This is a genomic window from Psychrobacter sp. APC 3281 (assembly GCF_030407815.1).
In the GTDB taxonomy this organism is placed as follows: Bacteria; Pseudomonadota; Gammaproteobacteria; order Pseudomonadales; family Moraxellaceae; genus Psychrobacter.
Genome location: NZ_JASDCS010000005.1, coordinates 114,425 through 130,529, shown reverse-complemented (window position 1 = coordinate 130,529; position 16,105 = coordinate 114,425). Strand labels below are relative to the sequence as shown.

Genomic DNA, 16,105 nt, shown 5'->3' with positions numbered 1-16,105 from the left:
TAAGGCGGTATTACCAAACAACAACTCTGCTAGTTAAGCGGTCTCGGTCTGTCTACCTGCTACCAATTGCTTACCGCACTTCACCAGTAGACGCTGTACCACATGTGAGCGATATTCACGGCTGGCTCTGACATCAGTCATAGGCGTAACGTCTGCAGACAAGACTTGTGCTGCTTGCTCAAAACTTGCAATTTCAGCCGCTTGACCAATGAGCGCTTGCTGACAGTGCACCGCAAGCAGTGGTATCGCTGCCATACCGCCAAGCCCAAGCTTTGCATTCTCGATAATTGCACCATCTGCTGACACATCAAGTCGCGCCGCAAGCAAGCAAGCTGAAATATCATCCTCATAACGTTTGCTAATTTTATGAATAAATAAGTGCTGATTGTCGTGCATCAGAGGAACATGGATAGCGACTACGTAACTGCCTGCTTGCAGTTTAGTCTTTTTATAATCTAAGAAAAATTCTGATAAAGGTATGATCTCATCCGTATAAACCGAATCACTATTATCTAAATCGTTACCTGATTCTTCATGATTAGGCGCGCAATGACGCAGATGAATTGACGCATCTAACGCTAATAAAATCGGTGGTAAATCACCAATTGGAGAAGCGTTGGCTATATTGCCGCCGATGGTACCCATATTACGAATTTGCGGAGAGGCAATGCGCTCAAATACTTGCGCAAAACTTGGAAAATACTGCTCAAGTACAGGCAACATCTGCTGATAGCTCATGCCAGCACCTAATACTAGTGATTGGCTAGGAGCTTGCTTGTCATCCGACTCTTCATTGCTTGAGTCATACTTTGCGTCAAATAATGACCATGATTTTAATGCCTCAATACCCGAAAGTTGGATAATGACCTCGTGATCAACCAAATGCTGGGTTACACTCAATCCCAAATCCGTACCGCCTGCCCAAATCATTGCCTGCGGATAGGCCGCTAATACTTGGTTAAGCTCATCTAGTGACTTGGGCATATATAATTGTCGCCCAGCATCACTGATTACAGGGGCAATCGCTTTCGACTCTTCATTCTTTAATTCGACGTTATCTAGCACGTTTTCAGATACTGCTGATTCTTTTGTACTACGAATCGCGTCTGTGGCTAGACTGATAGTCAAGTCTTTCACCGCTGAATGCTCTGCTTCTCTCTGCTGACCGATATCACTCATCAGTAGGCCCGCCTCGATAATCGGTCGATAACCTGTACAGCGACATAGGTTGCCAGAGATTGAAGCAACCACTTCATCATAGCTTAGTTGCTTGGCATCGTTCTGACTTGCTGTCTCTTGACTTGTCTGCATACGATTGTTTTCGTAAACACAAGCCAGCGACATCACAAACCCAGGAGTACAAAAACCGCACTGCGATCCGTGACATTCAACCATCGCTTGCTGCGCTGGATGCAGCAGAGCACGTTCTGGATGATGCTCAGGATTATCTGCCAAATAAGAGGCCGTCATCAGATGATGACCATCCATAAGCGACACTAGCGTAATGCAGGAGTTAATCGTATAGAACGGTGGCGTAGCATTTTTTTCGTCGCCATCTTCCTCATTAAGCGTTGGCTGGCTAGCTTTAGGCAGGCGATGAACCATCACGGTACAGGCTCCGCAATCACCACTGCCGCAGCCTTCTTTGGTATCCGTTTGGCCTTCATGCAATCGTAGATACTCAAGCACCGTCGTATTAGGGTTAAGCTGGGTTAGCTCGTGGCGTTTCCCATTTAAGTAAAAACTAATCATAGCAAGACTCGGCTAAAATAAAATAATGAAGATAAGCATAAGGCTTAAGGCTTAAGGAATTTGACGGCTTAAATGCTGAAAGTAAGCATTTGGTTTACATCATGCTGCAACCGTTCAAGTACGGTTATTCTGTTTTATTTGCTAATACATTCTAAGAGATAAAAAATCAGGACATCGCGCCTTTAATATCAGGTAAGCTGGTTGCAAATATGAGCATTCATCGAACAAATTTGTTAGAAAACTCGTACTATAGGATACTTGACTATTTGGTCAGCTTTCAACATATTATCACTATTCTTATTTATAACACAACCCGTTAAAATGCCTATAGATACTATCGAATAATTGGCAAATAACTTCAATTTTAGGAATACCTATACGTTTTGTAGACTTTATTCATTGCTCAGCTACTTAATACCAGACGTTATTTTTATAAATAGCTTTAATTTTGTACATGACAAATCAAACGAAGCGTTAGATAAGCCATACTATAAACAGCTAGATAACCTGCGTAAAAACAGTACCGAATACATATATCGTCTTTAAACTGCTATCAGCAGCTGATTTTTATATATAATGTCTGCAAATAAGCCCGATTCTTCACTACTATTATTTCTAATGATGATTAGTCGTGAGATATCGTTGGGCTAAAATCGTTTTTGAGATATTACTATGAAGTCATTTGCCTTTACCTATTTGCTAATAGCAACGATGCTGTTAGGAGGTTGTCAATCATTTCAATTCGTTGACAGTCCTATTCCTGTGAAGCCTGCCCCTACTAAGCTTGTTGCTCCATAAAAAGCATAGCGCTTGATCGCACTTATCGCTCAATAAAAATTGGCACAAAAAAAGCAGACATCGATAATGTCTGCTTTTTTATTTGACTACTCTGTCGGTTCTAGCTGTTTTTATAGCTTAGCATCAGCTGGTTGATGCTTAATAATCGTTTTGGCTAAATGATCTCCAAACCAAATAGCAGTATCAATATCTCCTGAACCTGGCGTCTCTTCAGGTGGACCATCGAGCGACTGCGTCATTAGACCCAAAAAGCTAGACAGACGGTTTAAGTCGTGAGCCTCATGACCTGTCGGCATCAATGGCAGACCAATCCAATTCATACCATGTTGCATCGCATATAGAGAAATCTGCTGCAATACAGCAAGTTTATCACCGCTCAGACCGCCCGAATTGGCAAACGCTGCTGCCCACTTACCTTCCCATTTGCGATGATACCAACGCTTAGATGTCTCATCCATAAAGGTCTTAAACTCAGCCGTCACACTGCCCATATACACTGCACTACCAAAAACTAGCAAATCTGCCTGATCTAAATAATCCCAATCAACATCATACACATCGACAGCTTTGGCTTGCGCGGCTGGCAATTGCTGATGCGCACCTTGTACTATCGCCTCAGCGACACGCTTGGTATGACCATAATTACTATGGAAGATAACAGCGATTGAGACATTAGGCGCATTATCAGTAGATGTAGAGGTGTTAGACGATTTAGCAGGTGTATTCATACGTACTCTAATAATAAATAATTGGTTGAATATAAAACTTACAAGATATTTGATACTTAGTCACAGTCGATAGCTAGTAACTCTATTTTCATTGATAAATACTTATCGATAGCTCAAATTCTCAAAATATCAGTCGATACAATAGAATCAAGCAACGCTTCTTTGAGTCGATTTAACTGGCAGAAATATCAACGGTGACGGAACAATCGCATAGTCTTTAATTACACTGTCTTTAACTGCACAGTCTTTAATTACATAGTCTCTATACGTCAGCATATACGTACTAGTATATATGCGATGAACTTCATTGAATTCAAGCCCATTGTATCAGACGTATTTTCGTTTTTAAGTTATTTATTAAAGTCTGACTAATCAGATCACACATACTTTTAATATATTTTGTATAAATGGGTCAGTCGCATTAACTGATGAAATGGTAAAAACCATTCTGTGATAGCTGATAAGCCTATAATTATCAGCACTATAGATAACTATCGATATCAGGTCATATACACAGCAGCCCATTTATTCCATATAGTCATATACTAATTCTATTTTTTCTAATCTTTCCGTATTTACATTAAGGACAATAGGATTATGATGTAACGCTCCTTACTGCTTAACCAAATTAACAGAAATACCGTTTCCAATTCTGCAAACCTGCGTAACTATACTCATATAAATTCTTATAAAAATGATATCTGATAACATCATCGGATAAGGAAGCTATTACCTTGACTACTCTCGTTCAACCTGTAAACGATACGAAAGATCCTATCATTAGAGATGATCTGGCCCTAAATGCACCGCAAAAACCCTTGATTATGGGTGGTGGCATCGTAGGATTGATAGTGCTCGCGTATCTATTAGCCACTCAACATATCTCTCAATCATTGCTACTTGGCATAGGTCTTTTGTTAGGCTATACCCTTTTTCATGCCCGCTTTGGCTTTACTTCTGCTTTTAGACGTATGATGGCAGTGGGCAACGGTCAAGCGATGCGTTCTCACATGCTAATGTTAGCAGTTGCTGTCACGCTGTTTGCCCCAATCCTTGCTTATGGCACGACGCTATTTGGCGGTCCTGTCGCAGGTTATGTCGCGCCATTAGGGGTCAGTCTAATCGTAGGCGCGTTTGTATTTGGTATCGGTATGCAATTGGGCGGCGGCTGTGCCTCTGGTACGCTCTATGCGGTAGGCGGTGGACGCTCTGTTATGTTCATCACCTTTATTTTCTTCATAGTGGGCGCCACGATTGGTGCTTATCACTTGCCATTCTGGACAGAAGAAATGCCCGCTTATGCGCCTTTCTCTTTGGCAACCTCTACAGGTCTTGGATATACAGGAGCATGGCTAGTGTCGCTAGCCATATTCGGCATTATCGCATGGGTTACACTAGTCGTTGAGAAAAAAAGAAACGCACCAAAGATGGCGCCCGTGCCTTCTGAGTCTGGCTGGAAACGAATCTTTCGTGGTTCTTGGCCACTATTTGCTGCCGCAATCGTTCTGGCTTTACTTAACGGTCTGACATTACTTACACGTGGTCAACCGTGGGGCATTACGTCAGCATTCACATTATGGGGCTCTAAAATTGCAAGTGGCTTTGGCATGGATGTGGCAAGCTGGGGCTATTGGCAAGGTGCTAATGCAGCGGCGCTTGAAGCTTCTATCTTTGCTGACTCAACCACTGTATTAAATATCGGCATTATCATTGGCGCGTTTATTGCCTCTGCTGCGGGTGGTTTGTTCAAGTTTACTAAGATTACTACAGGTAACTTTGCAGCATCAGTCATCGGCGGATTGATGATGGGATATGGCGCACGTCTCGCGTTCGGTTGTAATATCGGCGCTTACTTCGGTGGTATCGCTTCTTTTAGCTTACATGGCTATATCTGGGGCATACTGGCAATGGCAGGTACGTTCTTGGCATTATATTTACGTCCTCTATTTGGCTTATCAGTACCAAAATCTAGCGACTCTGTTTGTTAATACAAATTTCGTGTTAATACAGACCTTGTATTAATACAAATGTAGCACTCAAATAAAAAAACAGCAGAATAATCTGCTGTTTTTTTATTGTTTATCACTTTGTTTCTACTATTCATTATTATATAGTCAAAGAAATCTAAAACAGCTACAAGGCAGCCGACCGTAGATTGTACATCTAGTACATCTAGTACATCTAGTACATCTAGTACATCTAGGGAAGGTAACACCGTAGCGGTTTAGTAGTTCACTGACTACAAAGCTGCTAACGACGGACGATGACTAGTGCCATCCGACCTGTTGCAGGCTGGTGCATATGAGTCTGACGGCGATACGAGTAATAGTGAGTATCTGCGTAACTACAGTCAACAGGCAAGTCATTCACAACTGTAGCACCAGCAGCTTCTAACTGCATGGCAGCAAGCTTCGGTAAATCCAGCTTGATTTTGTAATTATGAGACGATATAGAAAATAGCGAAACAAAGTTATCGATATGCGTCTCTGGCAACGTCTGATTGGCTATACACCCAGCCAATAGCTTATCGCGAACGTCTGTATTTACTTCATAATTTTCCTGACTGATACACACTCCTATCCAAGCTTGTATAGGGCCTGAATCGGTAAAGCGGTTGACAGTCTCTTGTATCACACCACAGGCCAATCCTTGCCAGCCTGCATGAATCGCTGCGATTTTGCCACTGGTGGGCTGATATAAGACAATCGGTACACAGTCCGCCGTCATGATTGCCAGACCGCGACCACTTTGTTGACTGACCATCGCATCAGCAGACAGTGGCGCCATATCCAACGTAGTAGCATCGACATCATGAATATGTTTACCATGAACCTGACTGACCCAATGTAAGCGATTAATAGCCGCATGCTGCTCATTTTGTGCAGACTTATCTGTCAGCTGCTCATTGATAGCAGCTAGTAGATTCATGCGGTTATCTAATACTTGCCGTGCATTATCATTGACATGCAGACCTAGATTTAGCTCGCCGTAATTTGACTGACCTTCGTAACCTGTACGCTGGTTTTTAGCAGCAGAGTCATCAATATCATCATGCACAAAAGCAGCCGTCTGAAAAACAGCCACATCATCAATTTGCGCAATCATTGTCATCGGGAACGTGTTCGTCATGGCTGCTCGCTCTCACCTCTCATCTAGTAAACGTTAGCATTTACTCTTCATAATAACCATCGCTTAGTACGGCCATCAGTTTTTGCATGTCTTCAGGTAGTGGCGTCGTGACTTCAATGTCCTCACCTGTCGTCGGATGAACGAATCCTAACGTATAGGCATGCAGTGCTTGGCGCGGGAAATTATTAATAGCTTGACGCTGGGCTTCTGTCAATCCAGAGCGCAACTGACGACGGCCACCATAGACACGGTCACCGACTAGTGGATAAGTAATGTGACTTAGATGCACACGAATTTGATGCGTACGTCCAGTCTCAAGTCCAACATCTAGCAGACAGTAGTTTTCGTTCAATGGTGTGACATTTAGCAGATGCGTTACTGCTTCGCGACCAGCAGTCATTACCGTCATTTTAGTACGCTGATTGCGATGTCGACCAATCGGCGCATCGATACGGCGATGACGAGATAGGCTTGCTTGGTCCCCTGCTACCACACACTTATAGTGACGATAAACAGACTTGTCTTTTAGCTGTTCCATCAGTGCCATCTGAGCAGGTTTGGTTTTGCCAATCAATAGCAACCCAGAGGTGTCTTTATCAATACGGTGCACAAGACCTGCGCGCGGTAAATGATGCTGCTGAGGATAGTGATATAGCAATGCATTGACCAAAGTGCCGTTTTGGTTACCAGCGCCTGGGTGAACCACCATACCGACAGGTTTATTAATTACCAATACGTCGTCATCTTCATAGACAACATCGATATCTATGTTTTCTGGTTGGTCTTCGCCATGCTGCTGTAACGTCGTTGATAGATGCAATACGTCATCTGCTTTGACACGGACTTTCGGTTTTTGAACACTGCCGTTATAGAGCAGACTACCATCAGTAATCCAGTTCTGGAGTTGTACACGCGAAAAGTCCGAAAACGCTTGTGAGGCGACCTTATCAATACGCAGACCAGCTTGATCTTCTGTGACCACATGCGTCATGTCTACAATCACTGGTACAGCTTGTCCCGCTACTGGAGCTTCATCGTCGTCGCCGTCCATATCGCTGTCATCAATATCATTATCATCAATGTCGCTATCGTTCAGATCATTACCATCATCGATGAGCAACTCTTCGTTATCAAGAGCATCATCATGCACTTGCTCACTCATCATTGGTTGATTATCAGGTAGCTCATTATTGTTCAAAACTTCATTTGGCATTGGTGACTCTTGTGCTGATGAATCAGTATCTAGCGATTGATTCGGTGATAAATTGGTAGTCATGGCATCATTATTCATAGCGGATTGATACATTGATACATGGCAAAGTCCCTGACAGTGTTATGTGAGGTGACTTCGAAGATAGTATTATAAATAGCAGTATAAAAAATTGTCGTTTTTTGATTATCGTTTTTTGCCTATAAATAGCAGATAACCACCTTCAAGGTACAAAAAAGCGAAGACAATACCGCTCTAGTGTATCATGTCGCACGCATAAGCCCTATAGAAGCTGCATGCTATCTGTTAATTTTTGAGCATACCTTTGGGCTGTAAGATGCTTCGCTTAACTCTCTAGAACATGACATTGCTGTAATTTACTGTATATTTACTCATGCTAGCGACATTCGATATCGCTCGTGACAGCCGCTCATGTTAAACTGCCTATACAATATAGATGGCGAAAAAATAGACGTAGCAAATGTTATTCTATAAAGTATAGCCATGTTTTGCTGTATGCTATGGCACTGTATGCGAATGCCGTATTTAGATACAGTATGAAAATAGCATTGGGGTTTGTTGACCGTGAGTGCCATTTAAGCCGTTTGATTATGATTAAATGCATGTGGTCTATGACTGACTTACTATACAAGCGCTATGTATCAGACCCAATCTATCAGTACAATACGTCATAACAAAAACTGCATTCGATAAAAAATTTTTGCTGGTGGATCGCTGACTATTTAGCGTCGTTTTTTATCACTAACCTTTTATATAGCATGATAGCGCCGCTGCTATTATGCGTCTTGTGTCGGAGAAGAAGTATGCAAGCTGTTGGCAATACGTTTATCAAACTGTCCTCAATAACCCTACTGGCGCTTAGCGTCAATCTAGTGGGTTGCCAGACTTTCAAAAATCTAACTGGCGCCAAAGATGGTGAGGCAGTAGAAACAGCTGAAAAATCAGAGCAAGGGTATTATAACGAGGCTGTCAATCAGATTGACAAAGGTCACTATATCCAAGGTATCGAAGAGCTGACCAATCTGCGTACATTCTACCCAACCGGACAGTACGCTGAGCAAGCCTTGCTTGACATGATGTATGCACAATACGAAGGTGATAAGTATGAGATGGCGGCAGCAAGTGCTGAGCAGTTTATCCGTCTCTACCCATCTAACCCACAAGTCAGCTACGCCTACTATGTGCGCGGCGTTGCTAATATGGAAGGCTCATCTGAAAGCCTAAAGCTATTTAAACTGAACCAAGCTGAGCGTGATACTGCGTATTTGCGTATTGCCTTTGCCAACTTCCAAGAGCTTATCAATAAATATCCAAACAGCCCATATGCACCAGATGCCGCTCAACGTATGACGTTCATCTACAATCAGTTTGCTGAGAGCGAAATGAGCGCCGCCAATTGGTATATCGAGCGTGAAGCTTATGTAGCAGCGGTCAACCGTGCCAAATGGGTATTCCAGTACTACCCGCTGAGTGAGTCAACGCCAGATGCTCTTGCAGTACTAGCTTATAGCCATGAAAAACTTGGTCTAACCGATTTGGCCAATGAGTACAAAACGCTATTGCAGATCAACTACCCAGAAATGCTAACCAGCAACGGTAGTGTAAAATTAAGTACTAAACGTGACCGTACTTGGCTCAATAAGATTACCTTTGGCAAGCTTGGTCGTTCGAACACGACTGACAAATCAGTCGCGTCTGGCGAGTATAACGGCGCAACCAAGACACAAATGATTCGTAATGCAGCCCAGTTGAGACTAGCAGGGACTAACACGACGCCTGCTAATACTCCAGTCGCTAATAATGCTGCTGCGCGTAATGGTATCAGTGTGGGCCTAGGTCTACCTGAAGCATCAGCTGAGCGCGTGACCAGTCAATCAAGCACTGGCTCGACTGCAAGAGAAGCCAATGTCGATCCACTAAACACCAATCCAACACGTCGCACTACGCTAAATGACGACAGTGTGAGTGATATGGATAATAATTGATTACGTTAAGTCTCTTCTTAGCTTAGCCCAACTAACACAGTCTGTATTCATTGATAATAAGGTCAACATTATGTTGGCCTTATTTTTCTAGCAGTACCTTATTACCTCTGCCCCAACATAATCGACCTATGGTAAACTGTTTTTTGTATGAGCATTCCTAACCATATTCTTGAACAATTAAATAGCCAAGCTGACCTGATCAGCATCATTGGCAAACACACCACGCTTAAACGCGCTGGTAGTGAATATAAAGGCTGCTGCCCTTTTCATGGTGAAAAATCGCCTTCTTTTTATGTCAATCCACAAAAAAACATCTATCACTGCTTTGGCTGTAGCGTCGGTGGCAATGCCATCAGTTTTTTGCGTGATTATGAGAATTTGACATTTATTGAAGCGGTCAATGAACTATCAAAACAAACAGGCATCGAAGTACCGAAAGAAGAACAGCAAAACGTTAGTTATCAACGTCGCGCACCCAAACCTATTGCACCGCCGCCTGTGCACAATGTGCCCAGCCCAACTGTAGAACATAGCAAAGTAAGCCAAGACGGTACAAATAAAGACAACCATCAGAATAATCGTCAAGACAGTCATCAAAACAATGTCGCTCAAAGCGACCAAAATTACATCGACCAGCCTAGTTACGATGACAATCAGGGCTATAATGACAATCAGGGCTACGAGAATTTCCCACCGTTAGAGGCGTATGATTCAGCCTCCTATTCGATGGACTCGTATTCCTCAGAGCCGTATTTGTCAAACCATGCAGATGACAATGGCTATCCGCCAGCATGGCTGACAGATACCGATACTAGCGCTGGTATGCAGGACGCTCATGGTATTGAGCAAAGCGATGATAAAGATGGCAATCTATATGAGCTACTAGAGCAAATCCAGCAATTCTATCAGCACAATCTGACCACGCATCCCCATGCCAAGCACTACTTTTTATCACGCGGTATCACCGAAGACATCTTTGAGACCTTTGGTCTGGGCTATGCGCCATTTGGTTGGCAGCATCTTGAGCATCAATTTCCGCAGGATATTGAGGGTCTAAAAGCTTTAGGATTGGTACGTCAGTCAGAGTCTGGCCGCGACTACGATCTATTGCGCGACCGAGTCATCTTCCCAATTCGTGATAACCAAGGCCGTACCATTGGTTTTGGCGGTCGGGCGCTCGATGACGAAGTAAAGCCTAAATATATCAACTCCTCAGACTCGCCCGTCTTTCATAAGCAGCATGTACTATACGGCTATTATGAATCACGTCAGCAGCGCGCAGACAGCTGGCTGGTGGTCGAAGGCTATATGGATGTGATCTCCCTGTATCAAGCAGGTATCTATGGGGCAATCGCCTCGATGGGTACAGCGATTAATGAAAGCCAAATATCGCGTCTACTGACACTCAATCCAACACTTACTTTGAGCTTTGATGGAGATAGCGCAGGACAAAAAGCCGCTTGGCGTACACTTGAAGTTGCCCTGCCTGTCTTGGCCGATGATAAAGAACTGCGGTTTTTAACCCTGCCTAACAATCATGATCCTGATACTTTTATTAAGAGTCAGGGCAGCGATGCCATGCGTGAGCAAATCGCTAATGCCATGCCGCTATCACAGTATATTTTTGCGTATTTGAGTGAGCGTTATGACATGAGTCTGGCTGAAGGCAAAGCCAAGCTCATGTCCCAAGTACGTTCGTTAACGACCGCTTTGCCCAAAGGCAGTAGCTTTCGCTATTTACTTAACAATGACGTTTATCAAAAGCTTGGCGGTAAACGCAGTCAGAATGTCGAGGCCAAAGATGCGCTGCTAGATTTTGATGGTGATATGACCATCAGTCAGCAATTGCAGCTTTGCTTTTTGTTTCAGCCGCGCGCGTTAATCGACGACCCTATTGAGTCTATTTGGCAACAGTCAGGGATTAATGGCTTACACTTACCTGCTCATATCAAACAAAAAGCATCACCTGATACTCTGCGTCCGCTTGCCTGGGAAGACTTGCAAGATGCTGCCCTGCTAGACATCGTAAGCACTATCAAGCGCTGTCTTAATTACCTACCAAAAGATGTCAATGCAGCGGCGCATTTTATCTTATCAAACGTAAAGCCTGCGACCCAAGACATGCTCAGCCGTAATTGGGGCGGCTTCTATAAAGCACTAACCGCACGCAATATTTTGGGGCTTGATGGCTTAATTGAAGAGCTAGTCAGTCAGCTGCTTGAGCGCAACATGAAGAAAAAAATACAAGAGCTGATACAGAACCCAGATCATATTAAGCTTGCGATCGTCCGCAAACAAACCCAATTATTGAATGATTGGCTACGCGCACAGCAGGCAGAGCAATCGGCCCAGATGGTCACTGTGCAGTCTTAATGTTTAATTTCAAATGTTGACCCTTTAAAAGTCTAGCAGCTGCCCCCACTACTAATGATTATGCCCAGTAGCATGAGTCGCCCCCAAATCATTTAGCTGATGGCAAATAATCAGTAAAAAATGGTTGGTAGCTATCACTAGCTCGTGCTTGACGACTGTGGTCTGTGTTAAACTGTGTCGCTGTATATTGACAGCACTGCTTGGTTAATGATTGTGAGCATGCATCGTTAAGCACAAATTTTAGGTATTATTTTTACGTGTCAGCTTTTAGATACTATTTTTTAAGTACTGTATTTTTTTAAGTACCATATTGAAGTCTTTTGAGCTTTTCTAATTTTTAGCTGTTTATCAGCATTGTTATTGTAGTGTTTTGAGCCTTTATTCATATCAACTCATTTTTGATATTATTGACAACCTCTACGCCATATTTTGATCAATCGATTGATAAGATCAACGCAAAGAGCGAGCGATAGCGAGTCACAATATAAAAATGTCCGATGCAAGTAAGCGAGTATTTATGAACGATAAGTCAGTTTCTAAGTCCACATCTCAACTGGCCACCTTAATCCAAATGGGCAAAGAGCAAGGGTATCTTACCTACGCTGAGGTGAATGACCAGCTGCCCGACTCTATTACCGAAAGCGATCAGATCGAAGACATTGTGCAAATGCTGACCGATGTCGGTATCAAAATCTTTGAATCAGCTCCTGATGCCGATGACATCTTGATGAACGATGATTCAAGTGATGATGATATGGCAGCAGATGAGGCAGCGGCAGTACTCGCCTCTGTTGAAACTGAGCCTGGTCGTACTACTGACCCTGTACGTATGTATATGCGTGAAATGGGTACGGTTGACCTACTGACTCGCGAAGGCGAGATTGCCATTGCTAAGCGTATCGAAGAAGGTATTCGTGATGTGCAGCATGCCATGTCTTACTGGCCTGGTACCGTGCAGTTTGTTCTTGACGAGTATCAAAAAGTACAAGACGGCGAAAAAAAGCTATCTGACGTCATCACTGGTTTCTTAGATCCTGAAACCGAAGAAGACAAAATCGCAGCCCAAGAAGCAAAAGAAGCGGCGAAAGAAGAGCGTGAGCGCATCAAAGAAGAAAAAGAGAACCCACCAGTTATCAAAGCCAAGGTCAATGCGAAAGCAGCGGCGCTTGATGATGACGACGAAGACGAAGATGACGTTGAAGACGAAGCTGAAGAAGAAACCAGCGGTCTTGATCCAGAAGAGGTTCGTTTGCGTCTAGAAGAGATTGAGCATCTATTTATCAAAGCTAAGCAAGCCTTGCTAGATTATGGCCGTGGTAGCGTACAGGCTGATACCGCGTATGCCCTACTTGCTGAACGCTTTATGATGCTAAAGCTAAACAATCGCTTGTCAGACCAAGTCATGGCTATCATGCATGACGTCTATGACGACGTACGTAAGCAAGAACGTCAAATCATGCGTTTGGTGATTCGCCGTGGTCGTATGCCGCGTGAAGAGTTCCGTAAGACCTTCCCTAGCAATGAAACCAACGTTGATTGGTTGATTGAACGTATCAAAGGTAAGCCTGCATTTGCTGGTACGCTAGAAAAAGTCACTGATGACGTCATTTTACTTCAACGTCGTATCCGTGATTACGAGCAACAGCTCGACATGAAAATCCACGACATGAAAGATGTGGCACGTCGTATGGCAGTTGGTGAAGCAAAAGCTCGCCGCGCGAAAAAAGAGATGGTTGAAGCTAACCTACGTCTGGTTATCTCTATCGCCAAAAAATATACCAACCGTGGCCTACAGTTCTTGGATCTTATCCAAGAAGGTAACATCGGTCTGATGAAAGCCGTTGATAAGTTTGAATATCGCCGTGGTTATAAGTTCTCGACCTATGCCACTTGGTGGATTCGTCAGGCGATTACTCGCTCGATCGCTGACCAAGCGCGCACCATTCGTATTCCTGTGCATATGATTGAGACCATCAACAAAATCAACCGTGTCTCACGTCAATTGCTACAAGAAATGGGGCGCGAGCCAACACCTGAGGAATTAGGCGAACGCTTAGAGATGGACGAAGTTAAAGTTCGTAAAGTGCTGAAGATTGCTAAAGAGCCTATCTCTATGGAAACCCCTATTGGTGATGATGAAGATTCGCACCTAGGTGATTTTATCGAAGATGGTACGATCTCAAGCCCTGTTGATGATGCGACTGCTGCTGGTCTGCAAGAAGCGACGCGTGATGTATTGGGCAACCTGACTGAGCGTGAAGCGCGTGTCCTAAAAATGCGTTTCGGTATCGATATGCCAACCGATCATACTTTGGAAGAAGTCGGCAAGCAGTTCGACGTAACGCGTGAGCGTATTCGTCAGATTGAGGCAAAAGCATTACGTAAATTGCGCCATCCATCACGTTCTGAGCATCTGCGCTCTTTCCTTGAAAATGACTAGATTCTCAGAGAAATACTGAGCCTAGCTAATAGGTTTTCGATGATCGCTAAAAATAAAAAAGCTGAGTATATCTCAGCTTTTTTTATGTCTGCTTTTCAACGAATTTCCGCAGAAATCCCCTAACTCTAACTCTAACTCTAAGATAGTGGGTTGTTCATTTCTAGAACTTATCAATCACAGTGTTTATTAATTATAAAGCTTCTTAATTGCAAAGCGTCCTAGTCATAAAACCCTTCAATCTGAGAGCTACTCGTTCAATATACACCCCTATTTACTTTACCTTCTACTATCTTCTCTTATTCAAAATTATCCAAGTTTTAATAAACACACTCCTTCAAAAATCACTTTATAGTTGACACTATCAACCTTATTCTATATAGTTGCTTCTATCAACTATATCTAAGAGTTTTTATGTCTAACAATTCAATGAGCGAAACACTACATCAATTGATGCATACCTATACCAATCTATTGCTAGAAGGCATTCGCCAGCAAGATGTGGAGTTGTCCGTGACCAATATCAGAACCTTAAAAGGTGTCTTCTATAACCCGAATAGCACTGCGCTATCGATCTCTAAAAACATGCAGCGAGACAAAGCGCAAATCACTCGTGCCTTAAATGACCTATTGGCGGCCGAGCTAATATTAAAGACAGACAACCCGCTTGATGGTCGCAGCCAATTACTACAACTGACCTCTAAAGGCGAAGAGGTTATGACAAAGCTTGATGCAGCAGAAGAATGGACAAGACAGCAATTAACGAAAGATTTAAGCCTCGTAGAGCTTGCGTTATTTTTCCGTGTCAGTCGCACCATGATAGACAACGTTAGCAACAGTAAGACTATCGATAAATAAGTAAGGACAGATCCATATGAATCACACAATAAATCAAAAACCAGTACGCGAAATCATGACCGTTGCTCACAAGCAAATGATTACTCCGCACTACATCCGTATATACCTCACAGGCCAAGCAGATACTATTGCCAATATCGCGACTATGACAGTTGGAGCAAATAACAAAGTACTTATCCCTGTCGATAAAGCTCAGTCAATTGATCTAAATGACAATACTACATTCGTTGTCCGCACTTATACTCACCGCGGCGCTGATGTAGCAAAACAACAGATCTGGATTGATTTTGTTGCTCATGGTGATGAGGCACCCGCTTCAGGTTGGGCTACTCATGCTGAGGTTGGCGACGAGATTGGTATCTTAATGAAGCCTAAAACCAAAGCCCTTTGTCCCGATGCAGATAATTTTCTACTGATTGGCGATGCCACAGCGATACCAGTGCTCGGCTCGATATTAGAGAGCTTACCTGCCAGCGCGACTGGACAATGTATCATTGAAGTGCACGGTGCAGAAGATGAGCAAGAATTGCCGACAGCGGCCAATATCGCCATGACATGGTTACATAACCCAGATCCAACGCAAGGCAGTCAATTAATCGACACAGTAAAATCTCTCGATTTGCCAACTGCAGAGCAGAGCCGTTTTGCTTATATCGCTAGCGAATTCTCATCTGTCAAAGCCCTTCGTCATTACCTAAAGGTCGAGCAACAGTGGTCTAAGGATGAACTATATGCCTTTTCTTACTGGAAAGCAGGTGTTGCAGAAGACCAATCTGTAAGCGATCGACAGGCAGAAAAAAACACCGACTAATTA

At 43.3% G+C, this 16,105-nt stretch carries 10 protein-coding genes; 6 read left to right on the top strand and 4 right to left on the bottom strand.

The genetic code is table 11. The features are described 5' to 3' along the window. Positions 1 to 33: 33 nt before the first annotated feature. A complete protein-coding gene (locus QL886_RS04935; RefSeq protein ID WP_290177835.1) occupies positions 34 to 1,752 on the bottom strand; it encodes an FAD binding domain-containing protein in 1,719 nt (572 codons plus the stop codon). Between the two features lie 908 nt (positions 1,753 to 2,660). Then, entirely contained in the window at positions 2,661 to 3,278 is a 618-nt protein-coding gene (locus QL886_RS04930) for a flavodoxin family protein (protein ID WP_290177834.1), read from the bottom strand. A gap of 734 nt (positions 3,279 to 4,012) precedes the next feature. Between QL886_RS04930 and QL886_RS04925 the strand changes: the two genes are divergently transcribed. Beyond that, positions 4,013 to 5,266: a YeeE/YedE family protein gene (locus tag QL886_RS04925; protein ID WP_290177833.1), complete on the top strand. Its 1,254-nt coding sequence runs from the start codon at positions 4,013 to 4,015 to the stop codon at positions 5,264 to 5,266. Between the two features lie 262 nt (positions 5,267 to 5,528). On the opposite strand, the gene QL886_RS04920 is transcribed toward QL886_RS04925, so the two are convergent. Continuing rightward, entirely contained in the window at positions 5,529 to 6,407 is an 879-nt protein-coding gene (locus QL886_RS04920) for a polyphenol oxidase family protein (protein WP_290177832.1), read from the bottom strand. A gap of 40 nt (positions 6,408 to 6,447) precedes the next feature. Next, complete coding sequence (locus tag QL886_RS04915; RefSeq protein WP_240991014.1) at positions 6,448 to 7,683, bottom strand: RluA family pseudouridine synthase; 1,236 nt, start codon at positions 7,681 to 7,683, stop codon at positions 6,448 to 6,450. Positions 7,684 to 8,441: 758 nt separating this feature from the next. Here QL886_RS04915 and QL886_RS04910 point away from each other — a divergent pair. From QL886_RS04910 to QL886_RS04890, 5 genes are all read left to right on the top strand, one after another. Next, positions 8,442 to 9,623: an outer membrane protein assembly factor BamD gene (locus QL886_RS04910; RefSeq protein WP_057759574.1), complete on the top strand. Its 1,182-nt coding sequence runs from the start codon at positions 8,442 to 8,444 to the stop codon at positions 9,621 to 9,623. Between the two features lie 147 nt (positions 9,624 to 9,770). After that, entirely contained in the window at positions 9,771 to 11,996 is a 2,226-nt protein-coding gene (locus tag QL886_RS04905) for a CHC2 zinc finger domain-containing protein (protein ID WP_290177831.1), read from the top strand. 517 nt (positions 11,997 to 12,513) lie between these two features. Continuing rightward, positions 12,514 to 14,436, top strand: coding sequence for an RNA polymerase sigma factor RpoD (gene rpoD / locus QL886_RS04900; RefSeq protein WP_191115137.1), 1,923 nt, complete (start codon positions 12,514 to 12,516; stop codon positions 14,434 to 14,436). A 411-nt stretch (positions 14,437 to 14,847) separates the two neighbouring features. Next, positions 14,848 to 15,291, top strand: coding sequence for a hypothetical protein (locus QL886_RS04895; RefSeq protein ID WP_290177830.1), 444 nt, complete (start codon positions 14,848 to 14,850; stop codon positions 15,289 to 15,291). Positions 15,292 to 15,307: 16 nt separating this feature from the next. Next, the gene (locus QL886_RS04890; protein ID WP_290177829.1) at positions 15,308 to 16,102 is read left to right on the top strand and encodes a siderophore-interacting protein; all 795 of its coding nucleotides are present in this window, start codon (positions 15,308 to 15,310) and stop codon (positions 16,100 to 16,102) included. Positions 16,103 to 16,105: the final 3 nt, after the last annotated feature.